At 49.3% G+C, this 19,433-nt stretch carries 23 protein-coding genes; 11 read left to right on the top strand and 12 right to left on the bottom strand.

All coding sequences use genetic code 11. From position 1 onward, the window contains the following. Nucleotides 1-36: 36 nt before the first annotated feature. Nucleotides 37-1,131, bottom strand: a complete 1,095-nt coding sequence (gene hemH, locus PSI9734_RS03730; protein ID WP_173919751.1) for a ferrochelatase — start codon at nucleotides 1,129-1,131, stop codon at nucleotides 37-39. Between the two features lie 17 nt (nucleotides 1,132-1,148). Continuing rightward, entirely contained in the window at nucleotides 1,149-2,216 is a 1,068-nt protein-coding gene (locus PSI9734_RS03735; RefSeq protein WP_173919752.1) for an alpha/beta hydrolase, read from the bottom strand. A gap of 182 nt (nucleotides 2,217-2,398) precedes the next feature. Here PSI9734_RS03735 and xthA point away from each other — a divergent pair, with 182 nt between their 5' ends. Then, the gene (gene xthA, locus PSI9734_RS03740; RefSeq protein WP_173919753.1) at nucleotides 2,399-3,208 is read left to right on the top strand and encodes an exodeoxyribonuclease III; all 810 of its coding nucleotides are present in this window, start codon (nucleotides 2,399-2,401) and stop codon (nucleotides 3,206-3,208) included. Here the strand turns inward: xthA and yfbV are convergent. After that, nucleotides 3,205-3,618, bottom strand: a complete 414-nt coding sequence (gene yfbV / locus PSI9734_RS03745; protein ID WP_173919754.1) for a terminus macrodomain insulation protein YfbV — start codon at nucleotides 3,616-3,618, stop codon at nucleotides 3,205-3,207. The genes xthA and yfbV overlap by 4 nt on opposite strands. Before the next feature lie 210 nt (nucleotides 3,619-3,828). On the opposite strand from yfbV, the gene PSI9734_RS03750 reads away from it, so the two are divergent. The 4 genes from PSI9734_RS03750 to PSI9734_RS03765 are packed head-to-tail and all read left to right on the top strand — an operon-like array spanning nucleotide 3,829 to nucleotide 6,168. Continuing rightward, nucleotides 3,829-4,179, top strand: a complete 351-nt coding sequence (locus PSI9734_RS03750; RefSeq protein ID WP_173919755.1) for an arsenate reductase — start codon at nucleotides 3,829-3,831, stop codon at nucleotides 4,177-4,179. Beyond that, nucleotides 4,176-5,321: a succinyl-diaminopimelate desuccinylase gene (gene dapE, locus PSI9734_RS03755; RefSeq protein ID WP_173919756.1), complete on the top strand. Its 1,146-nt coding sequence runs from the start codon at nucleotides 4,176-4,178 to the stop codon at nucleotides 5,319-5,321. The genes PSI9734_RS03750 and dapE overlap by 4 nt, the downstream gene beginning before the upstream one ends. Then, complete coding sequence (locus tag PSI9734_RS03760) at nucleotides 5,315-6,037, top strand: M15 family metallopeptidase (RefSeq protein WP_173919757.1); 723 nt, start codon at nucleotides 5,315-5,317, stop codon at nucleotides 6,035-6,037. Before dapE ends, PSI9734_RS03760 begins: the two co-directional genes overlap by 7 nt. Then, nucleotides 6,022-6,168: a DUF2897 family protein gene (locus PSI9734_RS03765; RefSeq protein ID WP_173919758.1), complete on the top strand. Its 147-nt coding sequence runs from the start codon at nucleotides 6,022-6,024 to the stop codon at nucleotides 6,166-6,168. Before PSI9734_RS03760 ends, PSI9734_RS03765 begins: the two co-directional genes overlap by 16 nt. Here PSI9734_RS03765 and purC read toward each other — a convergent pair. Genes purC through dapA form a run of 3 tightly spaced genes read right to left on the bottom strand, consistent with a single transcriptional unit; the run spans nucleotide 6,165 to nucleotide 8,857 of the window. After that, entirely contained in the window at nucleotides 6,165-6,878 is a 714-nt protein-coding gene (gene purC, locus PSI9734_RS03770) for a phosphoribosylaminoimidazolesuccinocarboxamide synthase (RefSeq protein WP_173919759.1), read from the bottom strand. The two genes, PSI9734_RS03765 and purC, sit on opposite strands and share 4 nt — an antisense overlap. A 30-nt stretch (nucleotides 6,879-6,908) precedes the next feature. Then, the gene (gene bamC, locus PSI9734_RS03775) at nucleotides 6,909-7,970 is read right to left on the bottom strand and encodes an outer membrane protein assembly factor BamC (RefSeq protein WP_173919760.1); all 1,062 of its coding nucleotides are present in this window, start codon (nucleotides 7,968-7,970) and stop codon (nucleotides 6,909-6,911) included. Next, a complete protein-coding gene (gene dapA / locus PSI9734_RS03780; protein WP_173919761.1) occupies nucleotides 7,967-8,857 on the bottom strand; it encodes a 4-hydroxy-tetrahydrodipicolinate synthase in 891 nt (296 codons plus the stop codon). The genes bamC and dapA overlap by 4 nt, the downstream gene beginning before the upstream one ends. A 145-nt stretch (nucleotides 8,858-9,002) precedes the next feature. Here dapA and bcp point away from each other — a divergent pair, with 145 nt between their 5' ends. Continuing rightward, a complete protein-coding gene (gene bcp / locus PSI9734_RS03785; RefSeq protein WP_173919762.1) occupies nucleotides 9,003-9,476 on the top strand; it encodes a thioredoxin-dependent thiol peroxidase in 474 nt (157 codons plus the stop codon). Between the two features lie 20 nt (nucleotides 9,477-9,496). On the opposite strand, the gene PSI9734_RS03790 is transcribed toward bcp, so the two are convergent. After that, nucleotides 9,497-10,564, bottom strand: a complete 1,068-nt coding sequence (locus tag PSI9734_RS03790) for an AI-2E family transporter (RefSeq protein ID WP_173919763.1) — start codon at nucleotides 10,562-10,564, stop codon at nucleotides 9,497-9,499. A 142-nt stretch (nucleotides 10,565-10,706) separates the two neighbouring features. On the opposite strand from PSI9734_RS03790, the gene bepA reads away from it, so the two are divergent. Then, complete coding sequence (gene bepA, locus PSI9734_RS03795; RefSeq protein WP_173919764.1) at nucleotides 10,707-12,161, top strand: beta-barrel assembly-enhancing protease; 1,455 nt, start codon at nucleotides 10,707-10,709, stop codon at nucleotides 12,159-12,161. 1 nt (nucleotide 12,162) lies between these two features. Here the strand turns inward: bepA and PSI9734_RS03800 are convergent, their stop codons facing one another. Then, nucleotides 12,163-12,621, bottom strand: coding sequence for a TlpA family protein disulfide reductase (locus PSI9734_RS03800; RefSeq protein WP_173919765.1), 459 nt, complete (start codon nucleotides 12,619-12,621; stop codon nucleotides 12,163-12,165). A 50-nt stretch (nucleotides 12,622-12,671) separates the two neighbouring features. Between PSI9734_RS03800 and arsC the strand changes: the two genes are divergently transcribed. From arsC to PSI9734_RS03815, 3 genes are read left to right on the top strand one after another with little or no spacing between them, the layout of a single operon-like run. Then, nucleotides 12,672-13,022, top strand: a complete 351-nt coding sequence (gene arsC / locus PSI9734_RS03805) for an arsenate reductase (glutaredoxin) (RefSeq protein ID WP_173919766.1) — start codon at nucleotides 12,672-12,674, stop codon at nucleotides 13,020-13,022. Then, nucleotides 13,023-13,616 (top strand): NAD(P)H:quinone oxidoreductase, encoded by a 594-nt coding sequence (wrbA, locus tag PSI9734_RS03810; protein ID WP_217420745.1) that lies wholly within the window; start codon nucleotides 13,023-13,025, stop codon nucleotides 13,614-13,616. Continuing rightward, entirely contained in the window at nucleotides 13,613-14,002 is a 390-nt protein-coding gene (locus PSI9734_RS03815; protein WP_173919767.1) for a DUF2069 domain-containing protein, read from the top strand. Before wrbA ends, PSI9734_RS03815 begins: the two co-directional genes overlap by 4 nt. Here PSI9734_RS03815 and hda read toward each other — a convergent pair. Continuing rightward, on the bottom strand, nucleotides 13,995-14,684 hold the full coding sequence (hda, locus tag PSI9734_RS03820) for a DnaA regulatory inactivator Hda (protein ID WP_173919768.1): 690 nt from the start codon (nucleotides 14,682-14,684) through the stop codon (nucleotides 13,995-13,997). The genes PSI9734_RS03815 and hda overlap by 8 nt on opposite strands. After that, nucleotides 14,681-15,754 (bottom strand): DUF2066 domain-containing protein, encoded by a 1,074-nt coding sequence (locus PSI9734_RS03825; protein ID WP_173919769.1) that lies wholly within the window; start codon nucleotides 15,752-15,754, stop codon nucleotides 14,681-14,683. Before PSI9734_RS03825 ends, hda begins: the two co-directional genes overlap by 4 nt. Before the next feature lie 167 nt (nucleotides 15,755-15,921). On the opposite strand from PSI9734_RS03825, the gene PSI9734_RS03830 reads away from it, so the two are divergent. Continuing rightward, a complete protein-coding gene (locus PSI9734_RS03830) occupies nucleotides 15,922-17,238 on the top strand; it encodes an MFS transporter (protein WP_173919770.1) in 1,317 nt (438 codons plus the stop codon). On the opposite strand, the gene pgm is transcribed toward PSI9734_RS03830, so the two are convergent. Continuing rightward, nucleotides 17,235-18,872 (bottom strand): phosphoglucomutase (alpha-D-glucose-1,6-bisphosphate-dependent), encoded by a 1,638-nt coding sequence (pgm, locus tag PSI9734_RS03835; protein WP_173919771.1) that lies wholly within the window; start codon nucleotides 18,870-18,872, stop codon nucleotides 17,235-17,237. The genes PSI9734_RS03830 and pgm overlap by 4 nt on opposite strands. Beyond that, a complete protein-coding gene (locus PSI9734_RS03840; RefSeq protein WP_173919772.1) occupies nucleotides 18,872-19,384 on the bottom strand; it encodes a replication initiation regulator SeqA in 513 nt (170 codons plus the stop codon). Before PSI9734_RS03840 ends, pgm begins: the two co-directional genes overlap by 1 nt. Nucleotides 19,385-19,433: the final 49 nt, after the last annotated feature.

Raw genomic sequence — 19,433 nt, forward strand, 5'->3', positions numbered from 1 at the left:
GCCTTCGCAGCTCCTCTGTAACCGATGAACCCTATCTCAGTTCGTCAATTTGCCATAGTTCTGTTCTCGGGCCGTTGCTTGTTGCTGCCGTTCCGCTTCGTGATGCGACAACTGCCAGCCGTGCAGCTCGCGTTTAACCAAGGCAGCGAGCGCTTCAATATGCGCAGGCGTGGCATTTAGCGCGGGAATATAGGCATATTTCTTCCCACCGGCTTCGATAAAGTACTCGCGATTTTCTTCACCGATTTCTTCAATCGTTTCTAGGCAATCGGCGCTAAACCCGGGACAGAATACCTGAATATTAGTCACGCCCAAGCTTGGTAATTCTTGTAACGTTTTATCCGTATACGGCTTTAACCACTCTTCACGGCCAAACCGCGATTGAAATGTGGTTAAGTAATCATCCTTACCTAACCCTAGCTTTTCGGCAATTAAACGCGAACTTTTATGACACTGACAATGATAGGGGTCGCCCTGCGTCAGATACTTTTTCGGCACACCATGATAGGAAAAAATCAGCTTTTCTGGTTTTCCATGTTGCTGCCAAAATGCTTCGATTTGCGCGGCACATGCGTCGATGTAACCACTATCGTCGGCATAATGACTGATAAATCTTAAATCTGGTAGCCAGCGACGCTTTAAAAAGTCCTGCGCGAGAGCATCGAAGGTCGACCCTGAAGTTGCCCCAGAATATTGTGGATAAAGGGGAAGCAGCACCAATTTGCGAACGCCCGAGCTTAGCATCTCATCTAGCACGTCGGCCATCGCTGGCGAGCCGTAACGCATTGCGAAGCGCACAACTACATCGTCGCCATAGTCTTGCGCTAATGCCTGTTGCAGCTTGTCCGCTTGATCTTTTGTATGAAACAAAAGTGGCGAACCGCGCTCGGTCCATACAGTTTTATACGCTGCCGCAGATCGTCTCGGCCGAATACGCAAAATAACGCCATTTAGAATCAGCCACCATAGCAAACGCGGAACCTCAACCACTCTAGGGTCCGATAGAAACTCTTTTAAATAACGTCGTAACGAAGGGGTATCCGGTGCGTCTGGAGTACCTAAGTTTGTAATTAGCACGCCAACTTTGTCTTTTTGAGCGTGGGAGAATCCAGCATAACCACGATAGTCCATTCTTTACCTCATTCAAGTTATGTCCAAAGTTCTACTTTGTCGCGAATTTTATCCGTGGCAATCCACTCATGCAGTTGATCTGCCATCCACTTCCCTTGCTCGATCGCTTGCTGCCAGTATTTTAAGCGTTGCTCGGCATCAAGTTTAGCAAAGTCAGTGCGGTCAGGGATTTTGCCAAATGGTAATGCATCAATAAATTCTTGCGTTGGGGTTAAAAGGATCACATTTGGCCACTGACGCCCGGTTGTTCGGCGCTTTTTGTTGCGTTTGTCAAACCAGCCCGGGATCACTTCATGATGGAAATGTGGATAAAGCACCAACCCATCAACGTGGCTTAAATCAAGGTCAAAATGATAATCAGTGACGCCACCATCACGGTAGATGCCAGGTGGCGCGCCAGGAATGTCACGCACTCCTTCGAGCACCAGAGGAATCGAGCCTGTCGCTAACAATGCTTTTTTAAAGTTATCCGACGATAGAGTTGCATACAAAGTTGGTAAGTCGTTCCAGTGCTCGGTAAAGCTGGCAGAGGACGCTGGATGATGAAATATCACTCGCTCGTAAAACTTTCCAAGCCAACTGCGCTTAACTGAGTTTGCCGCCGCCGACGTAAGTAACCCGAACAACTGGCGTTTGCCCTCGGAGCTTGTTAGGCCACGACAGCGAGCGACGATCCAGTGGTGCCGAAAGCGCTCTTGGCGCAAAATATCGTGTACCGCATCATCAGGAATATACTCGTTTAAAAGCTTCCTAGCTTCGTTGGTGATTTCATTTACATCAGGCTTGGCACTGTAGGTTTGTGTGCTATACAAACGACTAAAGAGTTCACTAGCTGCAACCGGGTCTTGTTGCCCCAACGCAGCAAAGCGCCACGCTCCCGCGGAGGTACCTAATAGGTCAAGAGGCGTTTGTCGCTGGGCAAAGAACTCGCCAAATAGGTAGCGATCTAAACCTTGCAGAATAAACCATTTTGGTCCTCCTGATGCGCCCATTAGCAACTTCACTGCGTTTTCATTTAACCCTTGTTCTTTTATCTGCAACCACGCACGCTCTCCGGCGCGTAACTGCAACCAATCGGTTGCCATCAGCGTTGTGTCCTGTCATTGATACTTTTCAATTAATAACTGCCAGTATACCCAAAACATCGCGCCACGACACCCTCGACACTGGCTCACTATCGCACCTATTTAAGGGTTCTGGTATGCTTGGCAATGATTCTTGATTTGTCACTTCAATGCTAATTCAATGCTATGGGAAATAAGCTGTTATGAAACTCATTTCGTTTAACATCAATGGAATTCGAGCTCGACTTCACCAACTACAAGCACTCATCGAAAAGCACCAACCCGACGTGATCGGTCTGCAGGAAACGAAAGTGCACGACGACCAATTTCCTCTCGCTGATGTTGAAGCACTTGGGTATCACGTTATTTTCCACGGGCAAAAAGGCCATTACGGCGTTGCTATGTTGAGTAAAAAGCCGTTAGAAAATCCGCAGTTCGGTTTTCCAGGCGATGAAGAAGACGCACAGCGGCGAATGATTATGGGCGATCTTTGCTTAGATGATGGCACCCGCGTACGCATCTTAAATGGCTACTTTCCACAGGGTGAAAGTCGCGACCACCCGCTGAAGTTCCCGGCAAAAGAAAAGTTTTATGCCGACTTAATGAGTTATCTCAATCAGGACCTCGACCCCAGCCAACCGGTTGTGGTGATGGGTGATGTGAATATATCTCATCAAGACTGCGATATTGGAATTGGGCCGGATAACGCGAAACGCTGGCTGAGAACAGGCAAGTGTAGCTTCCTTCCTGAAGAACGCGAGTGGCTTAATACCCTTATGAACTGGGGGCTAGTTGATACGTATCGGTTGCAACACCCAGACGTCATCGACCAATTCAGCTGGTTTGATTATCGGTCGAAAGGCTTTAACGATAATCGTGGACTGCGCATCGACCTCATTTTAGCCACTGAAAAGCTGGCGGCAAAGCTTGTCGACTCGGGTATCGACTACCAGTTGCGCGGCATTGAAAAGCCTTCAGATCACGCGCCTATATGGAGTGAATTCAAACTTTAATGTTGATCGGGCGGTAGTTCGGCTAGAGCTCGGCGGATCAGTTTTGCCAAGTCCATTCGTGTGGGCTTGTTGCGAGGTTGCACGCCGAGTTTTTGCGCTAACTCCAAATACCATTGATGCAAGCTAGGTTCGAGTTCACTTAAGGCTCTGCGGCCAAGCCAAACCCACCCCTGAATCGGCAGAGATAGCATGAAAAGCGAGCTCACAACAGCCTGAGCTAACATCGCACTGCCTAACCATTGCCACTGTACTAAGAAGTTCACCACGGCCACAGCCGGCATCCACTGTGCCGCAAACTTTACTGCCGGCACGACCCGCGTTTCTGTCATCGCAGCAACAACCGCATGATGCGGCCAAATCGCCGCATACTTTTGACCACTTTGTAAAACATGCCATAGCGAATGTGCCATTAAATTTCCTTTAATAATGCTTGACAGATCAGCTTTCGATCAACCTGGTTAACTTTCAACCAAAGGTATTTTCCCTTAATTTTCAGCTTCTTATATACTTCACAGCAGCTAACCCACAGAGTTATCCACACAAACTGTGGAGAATCCACAGCGCTTTTGTCACAATGCAACGGCAGTTCGACTCATCCGTTAAATTTTACAGAGACTATTATGACCATTACTGTTTTTGGTATCCCAAATTGCGATACCGTTCGTAAAGCTCGTCGCTTTCTTGATGACCATGCGGTTGATTATGACTTCCACGATGTCCGTGAGCAACCATTACCACTTGAGACGTTGCAGGATTGGGTTACACAAGTGGGGCGTGACAAGTTAATCAATAAACGCAGCACTAGTTGGCGCGAGCTGTCTGATGAAGAAAAACAGTTACTCGACGATACCATTGCGGTGCAATTACTCCAACGCTTTCCAACCTTAATGAAGCGCCCAGTGTTAACCCGCGAACAACTAACTTTAGTTGGTTTTAAATCAGCAGACTGGCAACGAGCGCTGGAACTATGAGTCTATCGGCAGCGGCTGAAACCGTAGTCCAGCTCGCCGAACAACTCATCGCGCGAGCGTCGGTTACACCCAACGACGCTGGTTGCCAAGAGATTATCGGTCAACGTCTGCAGGCCCTAGGCTTCGAGCTAGAAACGATGGTGTTCGTCGATACCACCAACCTATGGGCACGCAAAGGCAATTCAGGCCCGGTATTTTGTTTCGCTGGGCATACTGATGTTGTTCCTGCTGGCCCTGAGCAGGCATGGCGGTTTCCCCCCTTCACTCCCACCCGCAGTGAGGGATATTTATTCGGCCGCGGCGCGGCGGATATGAAAGGTAGCATCGCGGCGATGGTGGTCGCAGTGGAACGCTTTACCCAGCGATTTCCCAACCACAAAGGTAGTATTGCCTTTCTGATCACCAGCGATGAAGAGGGCCCCTTCATTAATGGCACGCCAAAAGTTGTAGAGACCCTAGAAGCACGTAATGAAAAGATAGACTGGTGCTTGGTGGGCGAGCCTTCGAGCACTGAGTACCTAGGCGATGTTGTTAAAAACGGGCGCCGTGGTTCACTGTCCGGTGAGCTGACATTGTTTGGTGTTCAAGGCCACGTAGCCTACCCTCATTTAGCAGATAACCCGGTGCACCGAGCGGCTCCCGCGCTGGCTGTTTTGACCGCCACAGAATGGGACCAGGGTAACGCCGCATTTCCGGCAACGAGTTTTCAGATCTCAACAATCCAGGCCGGTACCGGTGCAGGCAACGTTATTCCCGGTGAGTTAAACATCAGCTTTAATTTCCGCTTCAGCACCGAGTCCACCGCGCAACAATTAAAAGCTCGCGTTACCGCAATACTAGACGCACACCAGCTCGATTATGCGCTAGACTGGAAATTAAATGGCAACCCGTTTTTAACCGCCGAGGGCGAGCTAATTCGAGCGACGACCCAGGCAATTCATCAAGTAACGGGCCGCTGGACCGAACTTTCAACGGCAGGTGGCACCTCCGATGGTCGTTTTATTGCGCCTACGGGCGCGCAAGTGATCGAACTGGGCCCAGTCAACGCCACTATCCACAAAATAGATGAACGCGTTGCTATCGACGATTTAGCCGAACTTAGTGCCATCTACGAAGCTGTATTGGAGCAATTACTATGTTAACGACAGATGAGCTCACCGGCCGGGCATCGAGTCATGTGGTAAGCCACCCACTCTGCCGCTCTAGCGTTAAACTACAAAGCCAAGCGTTCGCTGCCTATGAGGCTATGCATGCGGCCGCAACAGCAGCAGGCTTGGGCCTTGATATTGCTTCAGGCTTTCGTGATTTTGAGCGCCAACGGGTTATATGGAATCGTAAGTTTTCAGGGAACGCACCACTTTATACCAGTGCTGGAGCGCAACTCGACTTTGCCAGTTTAGCAACCGGTGAAATCGTCGAAGCTATCATGACCTGGTCGGCGCTTCCAGGCGCCAGCCGACACCACTGGGGGACTGATCTTGATGTCTATGACCCGCGTCCGTTTAGCTCTGGCCAGCGTAAGTTGGAACTGGTGCCAGAGGAATACTCGGAAGGTGGCCCATGCCATGAATTAGCGCTTTGGTTACAACGTCATGCCGGCGACTTTGGTTTTTTCTTCCCCTACCGTCGCTATCGTGGTGGCATTGCCGCTGAACCTTGGCATCTAAGCTATCGCGCGGCAGCGCATCAGGCCCACCAACAACTCACCTTAGATGTATTACAGCACGTTATCAGCAACGCTGACATCACCGGTAAAGACTATGTTCTCGATTGCTTAGCTAGCTTAAAAGAGCGTTACATAGATACTATTTGCAGCGCAACTGAAGAGCAGGAGGATAGTGAATGGCTTTTTGGCTAATTTTATTGATCGTTTTCGGTGTGGTCATTGGCAATTTGATGTTGTTAAAACACACCGCAAAAATGAAAATGCCGTCGCTAAAGCAACGGCATTCTGAGCATGACGACGATTCGTCAAAGAAGCACGACTAGAGGCTGACACCAAGTCGTTGAGCAACTTCTTCATACGCCTCAACAACACCGCCAAGCCCCTGACGAAAACGATCTTTATCAAGCTTTTTACGGGTTTCTTTATCCCATAAGCGGCAGCCGTCGGGGCTGAACTCATCACCGAGTACAATGGTTCCGTTGGCATCGACACCAAACTCCAGTTTGAAGTCGACTAACAGCATACCAGCGTCATCAAAAAGTTGTTTCAACACCTCATTGACGCGACCGGTTAAGGTCTTCATTTGTGCCAGCTGTTCAGCAGTAGCCCAACCAAAAACAACCGCATGAGATTCGTTGATCATTGGATCATGCAACGCATCATCTTTTAAAAACAACTCAAAGGTCGCGGGTGTTAACTCCTGTCCCTCGGTAACACCTAAACGACGCACCAAACTACCAGCGGCATAGTTTCGCACCACACACTCAACGGGGATCATGTCTAGACGCTTCACCAAGGTTTCAGTTTCACTGAGTACTTTGTCCGTTTGGGTGGCGATACCAGCGGCTTCTAGCTTGGCCATAATAAAGTTATTAAACTTATTATTGATCATTCCCTTACGCTCAAGCTGCTCGACCTTTTCGCCGTCAAACGCTGAGGTGTCATTACGAAAATGCAGAATCAAACGTTCCGGGTCATCTGTTGTATAAACAGTTTTGGCCTTACCTCGATACAATTCAGTACGTTTTTCCATGAGCAGCAGGATCTCCAGCTAATTCAACAATTACAGCGCGCTACGCCGACGAATTTCAGCCGCAATCGGACCATATAAACGATCAATATCCGCTGCGGTTAGAGGTTGGTCACCACTAAAGATGGTAATGGTCGATTCGTCATCATCACCTTTAATATTGATTTGGTAATCACCATCTGGCAAATCGAGTTTGCCCTCACTGCGTGAGTTCCAGAACGCTAAACTAAAGCCGGTGTCGTTCAGGTAGTTGGTGTAATACATGCCTTTGCTTTGATTTAAGTCTTCAATTTCAAAGCCAAGATTTTCAATCACATCTGCCATTAATGGCCACGCAGTATCAAAGCCAATATCAACCTTGTAGGCTGGAAAGCCATCATCGTTAAAGCTCGGCTCGACATTAACCACTGCAGCCTCTTCAGCCGCTTTGAAAATACCTTGTTGGCGAATGGCTATTTCGTTGATCATATTATTGAGTAACGCCGCTTCAGCGTTGTTATCAGCCACGCCGGCAGGGAGCACTCCGCGACCAGGACCAGACTCTCGTTTATCAATTAAATCAACCTGCAAGGTAACTAAACGGCGGTGGTTAGGCACGTCCATTTTGACTTCATAGCGCCGTTCAATAACCACTTCTTTTTCGTCTTCACCGACTTCTAACCGCTGGCTATGCCAGCCCGTTACTAATCGTTGCTCGGCGACTTCTTCAGTAATACTAATGCCCTTGCGGCTCAGAGTTTCCTTCACCTCTTGCCAAGTAAAACTAGGCAAGTCATCCATGCCTTCTAACTCAGAGAAGTCGACTGCGGTCATACCAATAGTTTGGTTGGGACGGCTACCCGCAGCGGTTGCTCTTACTAGAACGGGGGCAATAATATTTATATTCTTACCGATGGCACCGTCTGTTTTGGTCTCGGGTACTGCAAACCGGTTCGTTGGCGTAGGTAATTGCTTGCCTGGTGCTGGCTTAACCGGCTCTGAAAGCTCAGCTTTGGTGTAGTCAAAACCTCCTTCAGCCTGCTCACGAGGGGTAAAGCTACAGGCCGATAGGGCCAGTGAGGTAATGCAAAAAATTCCAATTTGAGAAAATTTCATTCGTGCTCCGCGCTTATTAATCCAGCTTGTTTTAATGTTTGTTCGATATGTTGTTGTTGCGGAAGTTCCGGAGCCGTCATTGGCAACCGGTAATTCGGTTCAAGTTTGCCCATGCATCCTAACGCCCACTTAACTGGAATAGGGTTAGCTTGCGCGAACATAGCGGTATGTACCGCTTGCATTTCGGCGTCGAGCTGTTTCGCTCGTTGGTGATGAGCGGTGCAAGCTGCCGTCACCATTTCTTTCATTTGCGCCGGCATTAAATTTGCCGTCACACTGATCACACCGTTGCCACCTTCTAATAGAAAATCACAACTCGAGCTATCGTCACCACTGAGTAAAATAAAGTTACTGCCACAAAGTTTGCGCAATTCAGCGACTCGGCTAACATCTCCCGAAGCTTCTTTGATACCGACAATGGTTTGAATTTCGGCAAGCTCGGCGACCAGATCAGGGGTCATGTCCGCGCCCGTTCGACTTGGCACATTATACAATAACTGTGGCAAGTCACTGGCACTACAGCAGGCTCGATAGTGCTCCATGAGACCGCGTCTTGAGGGGTTATTATAGTAAGGGTTAACGTTGAGGAAGCCAGCGAGTGGTAAGTGTGCCATACGCTCGGTGAGATGCACCGCTTCTGACGTCGCATTCGAGCCATTACCGGCGATGACATGAAGGCGCCCATCGGCCAACTCACATATCGCACTGACGACCATAATATGCTCATCATGACTCATGGTTGCTGATTCGCCTGTGGTTCCCATCGCAACAATTGCGTCGGTCCCCTGCTCTACATGCCAATTGACAAGGCTTGCCAGAGCGCTGTAATCAACGTTGCCCTGCTCAGTAAAAGGCGTAACTAATGCGACGATACTACCTGTTAACATTACTGCTCCTGATCCTTTTTAAGGCGACAATGGTACTTTTGTACGGTTATAAAGACAAGGGCTGACGCCTTTGCGTTCCCTAATTTGTTTGCTTAAGATAGGCAACGCAACGAGCTTTTTCACCTGCAACTCACTAAGGACACTTATGAACACATTAAAAGCTGGCGATAAAGCGCCACAGTTTACGTTAAATGATGCCAACGAACAGCAGGTCGCACTGTCAGAACTATTAAAACAAGGCAAAGTTTTGGTTTACTTTTACCCCAAGGCGATGACCCCCGGGTGCACAGTGCAAGCCCAGCAACTGCGTGACCATCAGCAAGAACTGGAAAAACATAATGTTGTTACCGTCGGCATTAGTCCTGATGCCCCCAAGCGTTTAGCTAAATTTACCGAACGGGATGAGCTCAACTTTACACTGTTAAGCGATGAAGACCATGCCGTTGCCGAAGGCTTTGGCGTCTGGGGACTGAAAAAGTTCATGGGCCGCGAGTACGATGGCATTCACAGAATGAGTTTTCTCATCAATCAAGACGGCACCATCGCCAAAGTGTTCGACAAGTTTAAAACAAAAGATCACCATCAAGTAGTGCTCGACGAACTTGCCTCAGCTCAATAGATGCTAGCCGCCGATTTCTTCTAAGAAGTAGGAGGAATCGGCTCACTGGCAGAAAGTGCTGTAATGATCGCTTTGACCAAACTCGCCAACGGGATGGCGAAAAACACGCCCCAAAAGCCCCAGAGCCCGCCAAACACAAGCACAGCGGCAATAATATAAACCGGATTCAAGCTGACCGCCTCTGAAAACAACAACGGCACCAATAGATTTCCGTCCAGCGCTTGAATAATCAAGTAAGTGATCATCACATACGCAAACATCGCGCTCCAACCAAACTGGAACAATGCCACCAATGCCACAGGCAAGGTCACCACGGCCGCACCGATGTAGGGGATCAGCACTGATAAACCGACTAATACCGCTAGCAATGCTGCGTACTGCAAACCAAATAAGGCAAAGCCGATATAGGTAAAGCCACCAACAATGACCACCTCGAGCGCTTTGCCGCGAATGTAATTCATTATTTGTAAATTCATTTCGTCGCTCACCTGAGAAATCAAGCGACGATTCGCCGGCAATGACCGGCTTAGATGGTCGACTAACTGACGTTTGTCTTTCAGCATGAAAAACACCAGCAGCGGCACCACAATCAAGTAAATCAGTAGCGCCATAATACCCACCAGTCGACTCAACGACTGACTAATGAGACTCTCACCGAACACCACCAAACGTTGATTGAGGTTGTCGACGATATGGTGAATATTGGTTTCGCTAATGTAGCCCGGAAACATTTCCGGCAAGCGGTTTAACAGCACCCGTAGTTGGCTGATCATCTGCGGTAGCTCACCAATAAGGGTCACGCTCTGCTGCCAAATCACCGGCACAAAAAAGAAGATAAGTAACACATTGAAGGCAATGAACAGCGTGAAAACGCAAAACACTGACACCAGATGAGTGACGCCCAAACGTTGTAACCGTTGCACCGGCCAATCCAACAAGTACGCTAACACCACCGCAACCAAAATCGGCGCTAAAATGGCGCCAAAAAAAACGATGATGAGAAACAACGCTAAAATCAGTAGGAACAGTGTAATTGCGTCTGGGTCAGAAAACTTTCGTTGGTACCAGGCTTTAAGATAGTCCCACATTGCGCTGACATCTCCGTGCTAAAGGTGTATGAGCATCATGATAGCTGTGTTCCACCAGATTATACAATTTAAACTATTCAAATGTGGGAACCTTTTACCTATAGTGAACTCTATCAAGATGCCGTAGCTGTTAGGTAACTATATGTTGTACTCGTTGTTGTCGCGTTTAGCGACCCTTGCCATCGCTTTATTGTTTGCCCTTTCAGCGGCTAGCGCCGCTGCGCAACAAACACGTTTACCGGATATTGGTACCGCCGGTGGTGGCATTATGTCGATCGAGCGCGAGTTAGCGGTCGGCGAAATGTACATGCGCCAAATTCGTGCGTCTGCGCCAGTGTTGGGTGATCCGGTTTTAAATGCCTACCTGCACGATGTGGGAACACGCTTAGTTCGTAACGCAAACGACGTAAACTTTCCGTTTAAATTTTTCTGGGTGAATCAAAACCAGATTAATGCGTTTGCTTTCTTTGGCGGCCATATCGGTGTCAACACTGGTTTAATTGCTGAAACTCGTAACGAGTCTGAACTTGCATCGGTGCTCGCGCACGAAATTGCACACGTGTCGCAGCGCCACATTGTACGTAATATGGACGCAATGCAGCGCAGTGGCCCTACAGCCTTGGCCACCATGCTAGGCTCGATCTTATTGGGCATCGTCAACCCAGAACTCGGTATGGCAGCTATTTCTGCCAGTATGGCAGGCATGCAACAGCGCAGTATTAATTACACACGACTGTTCGAGCAAGAGGCTGACCGGATTGGTATTACCATTCTGGCGGAAACCGGCTTTGACCCAATGGGGGCACCGGACTTTTTTGGTCGACTCGCGGAAAAATACCGCTACGCCAGTAAACCTCCAGAAATGCTGCTAACTCACCCATTAAGCGAGTCACGCATTGCCGATACACGTCTTCGCGCTGAACGTATGCGCCGTCCAAATCAAGGTCAACGCGACGAGCTTGCATTTTGGCTCGCCAAATATCGGGTCATGGTGCGACACACCAAAACTTATAATGCCACCGCCGCTCGCAACGACATGACCGACACCAATCAGACGATCGCCACCGCTGCGCAATATGGGCTAGCGATTGCCCTACTCGACTCAGAGCAACCACAAGCGGCCGCTGAGACACTCGCGCCACTGCTAGAAAAAGATCCCTACAATACTTTTTATTTAGATGTACAGACCGATATCTTCTTGGCCTTGCAAGATTATGACTCCGCACTGTCGATGCTTGAGCAGGCCTATCAACGGATGCCAAACGAACAAACGGTCACCCTGAACTTTGCTAATGCAGCGATGCAAGCGGGTCAACTCGACCTTACGGTACAGCTGTTACGTGACTATTTAGTGCGAGAGCCTAAAAGCGTCACCGCGATGTCACTATTGGTCGATGCTTACCAAAAGCGCGGCGACACCAGCGGTATGCACGAAACCCGTGCCGAATTACTTGCATTGTATGGTCAGTTTGATCAGGCGATTAATAGCCTCCACAATGCCCATCGACAGAGTTCGAGTACCCTTGAACAGCGCCGATTACAAGCCCGCATCGAGCAGCTTATGGCGCTCAAACGACAGCTGGAAAAACTTAGCTAATTTAGTGCACGCCAATGGCTTTGAGTAAACTCTGCTCGGTTTGCTCACCAAGCAAGGGGCCTTTCACCTCGCCCGCAGGAGTTACCACATAAGTTGCGGGTAACATGGTCGGCGAAGCAAACGGCAATTGTGCCGGGGGCTGGTTTAAGATCAACGGAAACTCGATTCCGTGGTCGTCACGTAGTTGGGCCAGTTGCTCGTTGCTCAAACCATCAAAGCTTACGCCAAAAAGTTTAGCCCGATGGCCGTGCTGTTGATAAAAATGATTCAATTCTGGAAGCTCTCGCAGGCAAGGTGCGCACCATTCGGCAAAATAATTGACGATCACATAGTCACCCTCTAAGTCTTGCCAATGATATTGCTCACCTTGGTTGGTATGAAAGTCCGCACTTGGTGAACATGCTGTTAACAGCCCGGCAACAAGCACTGCGCCAGCGACTGACAAAAATCGACAATACATACTGATTCCCTTATGCTATCTCACAATCGAGTATCTCAAAGGAAGCTAGCATGTCTGAAGTTACTATTTTTCACAACCCTCGCTGTTCAAAAAGCCGCCAAACCCTTGCTCTGCTAGAAGCTAAAGGGATTCAACCGCAGATCTTTGAGTACCTGAAAGAAGCCCTTTCAGCGGACGATATCAAAGACCTTTTGCGCAAGCTTGGGTTCGTGTCAGCACGCGAGTTGATGCGCTCTAAAGAAGACGCCTACAAAGAGTTACAACTTAAAGATGAGAATGACGAAGACAAGCTCATTGCGGCTATGGTGGAGCATCCTAAACTGATTGAGCGTCCCGTTGTTATTAAGGGTGAGCACGCTCGGTTAGGGCGTCCACCGGAAGCCGTTGAGGAGATCCTCTAAGTGGCGACTCCGGCAACGATTGTCATTCTCTATTATAGCCGCAGCGGCAGCACACAGCAGTTGGCCGACGCCATCGCAAACGGCGTCCGAAAAACAGGTGCAGAGCCGCTACTGCGCACCATCGACAGCGACGATGACGCGGCCAGCTCGCGCGATCTAGTTATTGCGAATACCGACTTAGCCGACTGTGATGGCCTTATCATGGGCAGCCCCACGCGGTTTGGCCACATGGCCAGTGGCTTACAAAAGTTTTGGGAGCAAACGTCGCGAGAATGGTTGCGCGGTGTGCTGGTCGATAAACCAGCAGCAGCTTTCACCTCGAGTAGCTCAATGCACGGTGGTCAAGAAAGCACACTGCTTTCGATGTTAGTGCCGCTGTTGCACCATGGCATGTTAGTACTCGGAATTCCCTACACTGAGCCCGAATTACAACAAACAACCGCCGGTGGCACCCCTTATGGCGCGTCTCATGTTGAACATGCGGCAGGTTCACGGCTCAGCAAACATGAGCTTAGTTTGGCGGAAGAGCTTGGCAGTCGCGTGGCGCGAACAGCGCTGCGGTTAGCAGCCCAGAAGGAAACAAAATCGTTATGAGCACCGCAATTCAACGCTACCGCTGGCTTGCACTGGTCAGTTATTTTGCCCTTTTTATCTGTGTGGTTGTTTGGCAGTTCGCTACGGCGCACAGTGAGCAGTCGCTGCTGTTTCGTGGTTTATTCTGGGTGTTGCCTTTACTGTTTCCGATGTACGGCATCGTTAAGGGTAAGCCTTACACTCATGCATGGGCAAATTTTGTGCTGATGTGGTATTTCCTACACAGCCTGACCATGCTCTATATTGCACCGGAACAACGCTACTGGGCGGCTGCCGAATTACTCTTTGCGACCTTAGCTTTCGCCGGCTGCACGCTGTATGCACGCCATCAAGGGCGCGCTTTAGGGCTTGGTTTGAAGAAGTTAAAAGATGAAAAGACTAGATAGCTAAAACGGCTTTAATAAAAGGCTTGGTGAGTTTTCGTTGAGCTGCGATTGAAGCTTTATCTAAGCGCTCTAAGCACTGAATTAAGCTCACCAAGTCGCGCCCTAGCCGTTGTACCATAAATTGTGCGGTGTCATCGCGCAATTCAAGCCCCATCGCCTGTGCGCGTACCTGCAACGCCTTCACTTTATCCTGGTCTTCTAGGGTATGTAGCTGTACCACAACACCCCAGCTTAAGCGCGATTGTACATCAGGATACGCTGCGGTTAAGTGTGCGGGCGAGCTATTCGCCGTAATAAGGACTCGACTTTGACGGGCATCTCGAATGCGATTCAACAGCGCAAAGAGTTCATAGCACCATGTTTCGTCGTCAATCACCGCATCTATATCATCTAGGCACAACCAAGGGTACACATCTAAGCCCCGTAAAACTTGCGCCGCGACCGTATCGCGCAGCTCTGCTAAGGGCAAATACATGACCTGTTCTTGGGCGGCTGCACAGGTGGCATGTAACAAATGACTTTTACCAACGCCAGCGCGCCCCCATAAATAGAGTAACGAGGGCTCGCCAAATTCATCACCTCGGGCCAACCGAATGGCTTCATCATTAGGTCCGGATATCAGGGTAGCAAAGGTTTCGTTTGCCGGTAACTGCACATTAAGTGGTAACTGCTGCAACGTCATTGCGGGTCGACCCACCTATAGTCTGCACTTAAGTTAGCTGATTCTTCATCGGTCGATGTGGTCGCAATGGGGCGCAACTGCTTACTCAGATCAATGGCTTGCCGGATGCGTGCGATGTCTGCTTGCATTGTTAATTCGTACCGCGCAGCGTGATTACCGTAACCGAGTAATTGGACGTCGATAATCGCCGGGATACTTGCTAAAACCTTTTCTGCCGCAATTGTCGCTTCCAGGGTTTTAAGGTCATGAATGGTCAGTTGCCAACGATTCAAAACATCTGACTGACTACCGATGCGATAACGCTCGGCGAGATCAGCAGTCAGCGCGCTAATCGCTTTAGCACCTAGCTCACTTTTATCCATGCCAGTAACCTGACCTTGCCAGCGCAATTGACCAAGATTGAGGGTCCAGTCAGCCATCCATTTATCCGTTTGTTCTGCACTAGGTTCGGTTTGATAAACGCGTATCACCACAACGCCATCAGGGCTGTAGCGACTACTGGCAAAATTGATGGTATCCATAAAGCGTGCCCATGCATCAAGCACCGACACCGTCATGGTGTCGTTTAAATCGAGCAATGGAAATTGTACGGGTACACCACGTCGACGCGCTGCATTCCTTAGTTGCTGTACGATAATGGCTTCACTGTCTGCTGCCATGAGTTGGCGCGAAAGGTCTTCTTCTTCAACGACCATCCAAACCAGTAACCGCGGGCGCACATTACTCCAGATACCAGAGCCAGCTTGCTGAATCAGACGATCGACTTGCGGTTGATCAAATTGTGCCCACAGCCATAATTGTTCTTCTTGCTGGTAACCGTACTGCACCAACAGCCCGCGTACATCGGCAAGGGCCGACTGCACCGCTGGGTGCTCCATCACCGTATCGTCGCCCGTCAGTTTAAGCAGCGTGGCTTGCAACGCATCTCGCAAAGCGGACGCTCGCTCGCTCGCAGCTTGGCTATTCACCTGTACTCGATGCTGATAGAGTTCGGTCGTTTCGTCCGCCGCCTGGACCGGCAGAAAACTTGCTATTAAAACCAAACCTACGATGATCATCAGTCGCTGCATAACTGCCTCATTTTCTCTCTATTTGTACATCATAAACAGGCCGCGTAGTGCGAGCAAGTAACAAGCTGTGGATAACCTCTTAGCGTTTCGCTAATTTTGCATCCGTGCTACACTTCTTCCACTTTTTAGTGCTTCCAATATAGCCTCTGCCAGCAAGGATTAAGCTTATGCTAAAGCAACAGCTACGCGCGATCAGCTCTCTACTTTCTAGCATTACCCTGATTGGCATCTGCGTCGGCATGACCAGTACTCTGCTAAGTTTACGCGCCACGATCGAAAACTTTGGTACCCTAACCACGGGTATCATTATGTCGGCTTATTTCATCGGCTTCTTGTTCGGTGCAACACGCGCTCCCAAAGATATTCGTCGGGTTGGCTATATTCGAGCTTTTGGCGGCCTCGCCGCACTAGCCGCCGCATCCATATTGATTCAGGCAATTTGGGTTGAGCCAACGGTGTGGTTCATTATGCGTTTTATCACCGGCTTTGCCATATCTGCGATTTTCGTGATTGTGGAAAGTTGGTTAAATACCATGGCGGACAACAAAAACCGAGGTACTTTACTCTCTATTTACCTGGTGCTGATTTATGCGGGGCTGATCGCTGGCCAATTACTACTTGGGGTTGCCGACCCGTCAGGGTTTATGGCGTTCGCACTCGTAGCATTGCTAATTAACTTAGCACTAATCCCGATACTTATTAGCGTTACCGTTGAGCCAACAACCCATGAAGCGAAAAAAGTTCCTATTCGGAGTTTGCTCAAATTGGTGCCGCTTGGCATCGTCAATGCCTTTATCATGCAGGCGTGCTACTCGATGTTTTATGGTATTGGCCCCATGTACGCCATCTATATTGGTCTGAGTATTACCCAAGTATCGTTATTTATGGCGTCGTTCATTTTTGGCGGCATGGTTGCACAAGCACCGATTGGGCTGCTTTCCGATCGCTTTGATCGACGAGTGATTATGTCGGTCTGTGCCGGCCTAGGCTCGGTGATGGCACTCATTCTGGCTCAGCTGGACGCGTCGATTATCTGGCTTATTTATCTCTGCGTCGCATTATTTGGCGCCTGTGTCATGCCACTTTACTCTTTGGGAATGGCGCATACCAACGACTACCTTGAGAAAGATCAGATGATAGGTGCGACCGGCGCAATTATCAAAGTAGGTGGTATTGGTTCGATTATTGGTGCACCCGCTGTTGCGGCTTTAATGCAATTTGGCGCTGTGGATTACTTTTTCTTATTAATTATGAGCCTCACCCTTACGGTGTGTCTCTACTCGCTGTATCGTGTCACGCGTCGCGCTCGTGCCGAGGACCAAATTGGCAGCAGTTATGCCATGCTTGGTCCAGCACAAACCTCGGACGAACTGCTTACCAGCTTGGTCGATGAATACGAATACCAAGTCGAGCAATACACTGAAGAGCAAGAAGCCGCCGAAAACAACTCAGATGACACACCAAAGTCTGGCTCGCCGTCTTAGGCGAGCCATTGCTTAACAAGGGCTTGAGCTTCTTCTGCCAACTGGGTTAAATGCGCTTCACTCACAAAGCTTTCACAGTAAATTTTATAAATCGGCTCGGTGCCCGAGGGGCGTGCCGCAAACCAACCGTTTTCAGTGGTTACTTTGACCCCACCGATCAAAGCATCATTGCCCGGAGCTTTGGTCATGATTTCAACAACCGCATCGCCTGCAAGTTCGGTGAGCTTAAGTTTATAGCCTCGAATACCCGCAAAGGCTTGGTTCATTTCAACGGTTGAGGCGGCATCAACACGACGATAATAGCTGGTGCCATGGTCGCGACAAAGCTGCTGGTAATAATCGGCTAAATCTTGGCCTGTCACCGCGACAATTTCCGCGGCTAACAAGGCTAGAATAATACCGTCTTTGTCGGTACTCCATGGCTGACCTTGGCGGTCCACAAAGGACGCACCGGCGCTCTCTTCTCCGGCAAACGCCAGACTACCGTTGGCAAGGCCAGGTGCAAACCACTTAAAACCTACCGGCATTTCTAACAGCTTGCGTTGATGCTTGTTGGCAACGCGATCGATTAAGGCACTCGATACCAGGGTTTTCCCTAAGGCTAATTCGGGCTGCCAATCACGGTGCTGACATAAGTAATCAATGGCAATAGCAAGGTAATGATTAGGGTTCAATAGCCCTTGTTTGGGGCTGACAATACCGTGTCGATCGTAATCAGGGTCATTACCAAGACCAATGTCGTAGTTATCTTTTAATTTTAATAACGAGGCCATCGCATAAGGCGACGAACAGTCCATACGGATCTTGCCATCTTTATCGAGGCTCATAAATCTAAAGCTGGCATCTGCCTCGGCATTGAATACTTCAATATCAAGTTGGTAGTGCTCGGCGATACCTTGCCAATAACTTGCGCCGGCGCCTCCCATAGCATCCACACCGATGCGTAGCTTTGCCTTGCGAATTGCCTGCATATCAATCACTTGATCAAGTGCCTCGATATAGTCTTTTCGCCAATCTACCTGGTGCAATAACTGGCTCGAGCGCGCCTCGGCATAACTGACGGCATTCACCCCCATGAGCTCTGACGACAAGAGCGCATTGGCGTACTTTTCAATGACTTTGGTTGCGTCGCTGCCTGCTGGGCCACCGTGGGGTGGATTGTATTTAAAACCACCGTCACTCGGCGGGTTATGTGATGGCGTGATAACCACGCCATCCGCTAAACCGCTGGTGCGGCCTTGGTTATAGCGCAAAATAGCATTACTGATCACAGGTGTTGGCGTGTAGCCATCGGCACTTTGCACATGAACCTCGATGCCGTTACCGATGAAAACTTCAAGAGCTGTCATATAGGCAGCTTCTGATAACGCATGAGTGTCGCGACCTAACAATAGTGGCCCGGTAATCCCCTGCTCTTCTCGGTAAGCAACCAACGCTTGGCTAATAGCGAGAATATGTGCTTCATTGAAGGAATGTTGTAACGAACAGCCACGGTGCCCCGAAGTGCCGAACTGCACCTGCTGTGCACGCTGGCGTGGGTCTACTTCATTGACAAAATAAGCGCTCACTAGTTGCGCAATGTTGGTCAAGTCTTCTGCTTGAGCCGGCTCACCGGCGCGAGGGTGCAGTGCCATTATAAGAAATCCCTTATTTTTTCCGCTTCACTTTGATCATACCCCAACTCTAACGCGACCTGATTTAACATCGACTTCTTGCGCGTCGTATTATTATTGGTGACCACATAAAATTCAGAATTTGGAATCTGTTTCGGGTTGGTACTGGTGCCGCTGGCTTCTAACTCAGCCGCACTGCGCGAAAAGTATTGGCGATCACGGCCGCTGATCTGCAATACCTTAGGAAACATTTCAGGATGGCATTTATGCAGCATTTCGAGAATATATAAGAACCGCGCCACCACACTCCGTTGTCCAGCGAGATCTGCACTGGTCATACTGTCAAAAATAGTTCGACCGTGCGCCTTCTCTGCAACTTTAGGTTCAACTGCGGCCGTACTTTGCGGCTGGTCCTGCTGCTGATCCAGACCTAGTAAGCGACGTAAAATAGCAGAGGCACTCTCACCGATATGCTGGGTATGGCTGGCGATATGGCGATAGATATCGTCGTCAATTTCAATCCGTTTAGACATGCGCTGTTCACTTTTTTTAGGTTTATAGCTGACGTTATGCAGGCTATTA

It is taken from the genome of Pseudidiomarina piscicola (assembly GCF_902806985.1).
Lineage (GTDB): Bacteria > Pseudomonadota > Gammaproteobacteria > Enterobacterales > Alteromonadaceae > Pseudidiomarina > Pseudidiomarina piscicola.

Bases quoted from the DNA above. Each gene is read 5' to 3' on its own strand.
- hemH (WP_173919751.1), bottom strand. From the start codon at position 1,131: ATGGACTATCGTGGTTATGCTGGATTCTCCCACGCTCAAAAAGACAAA.
- PSI9734_RS03735 (WP_173919752.1), bottom strand. From the start codon at position 2,216: ATGGCAACCGATTGGTTGCAGTTACGCGCCGGAGAGCGTGCGTGGTTG.
- xthA (WP_173919753.1), top strand. From the start codon at position 2,399: ATGAAACTCATTTCGTTTAACATCAATGGAATTCGAGCTCGACTTCAC.
- yfbV (WP_173919754.1), bottom strand. From the start codon at position 3,618: ATGGCACATTCGCTATGGCATGTTTTACAAAGTGGTCAAAAGTATGCG.
- PSI9734_RS03750 (WP_173919755.1), top strand. From the start codon at position 3,829: ATGACCATTACTGTTTTTGGTATCCCAAATTGCGATACCGTTCGTAAA.
- dapE (WP_173919756.1), top strand. From the start codon at position 4,176: ATGAGTCTATCGGCAGCGGCTGAAACCGTAGTCCAGCTCGCCGAACAA.
- PSI9734_RS03760 (WP_173919757.1), top strand. From the start codon at position 5,315: ATGTTAACGACAGATGAGCTCACCGGCCGGGCATCGAGTCATGTGGTA.
- PSI9734_RS03765 (WP_173919758.1), top strand. From the start codon at position 6,022: ATGGCTTTTTGGCTAATTTTATTGATCGTTTTCGGTGTGGTCATTGGC.
- purC (WP_173919759.1), bottom strand. From the start codon at position 6,878: ATGGAAAAACGTACTGAATTGTATCGAGGTAAGGCCAAAACTGTTTAT.
- bamC (WP_173919760.1), bottom strand. From the start codon at position 7,970: ATGAAATTTTCTCAAATTGGAATTTTTTGCATTACCTCACTGGCCCTA.
- dapA (WP_173919761.1), bottom strand. From the start codon at position 8,857: ATGTTAACAGGTAGTATCGTCGCATTAGTTACGCCTTTTACTGAGCAG.
- bcp (WP_173919762.1), top strand. From the start codon at position 9,003: ATGAACACATTAAAAGCTGGCGATAAAGCGCCACAGTTTACGTTAAAT.
- PSI9734_RS03790 (WP_173919763.1), bottom strand. From the start codon at position 10,564: ATGTGGGACTATCTTAAAGCCTGGTACCAACGAAAGTTTTCTGACCCA.
- bepA (WP_173919764.1), top strand. From the start codon at position 10,707: ATGTTGTACTCGTTGTTGTCGCGTTTAGCGACCCTTGCCATCGCTTTA.
- PSI9734_RS03800 (WP_173919765.1), bottom strand. From the start codon at position 12,621: ATGTATTGTCGATTTTTGTCAGTCGCTGGCGCAGTGCTTGTTGCCGGG.
- arsC (WP_173919766.1), top strand. From the start codon at position 12,672: ATGTCTGAAGTTACTATTTTTCACAACCCTCGCTGTTCAAAAAGCCGC.
- PSI9734_RS03815 (WP_173919767.1), top strand. From the start codon at position 13,613: ATGAGCACCGCAATTCAACGCTACCGCTGGCTTGCACTGGTCAGTTAT.
- hda (WP_173919768.1), bottom strand. From the start codon at position 14,684: ATGACGTTGCAGCAGTTACCACTTAATGTGCAGTTACCGGCAAACGAA.
- PSI9734_RS03825 (WP_173919769.1), bottom strand. From the start codon at position 15,754: ATGCAGCGACTGATGATCATCGTAGGTTTGGTTTTAATAGCAAGTTTT.
- PSI9734_RS03830 (WP_173919770.1), top strand. From the start codon at position 15,922: ATGCTAAAGCAACAGCTACGCGCGATCAGCTCTCTACTTTCTAGCATT.
- pgm (WP_173919771.1), bottom strand. From the start codon at position 18,872: ATGGCACTGCACCCTCGCGCCGGTGAGCCGGCTCAAGCAGAAGACTTG.
- PSI9734_RS03840 (WP_173919772.1), bottom strand. From the start codon at position 19,384: ATGTCTAAACGGATTGAAATTGACGACGATATCTATCGCCATATCGCC.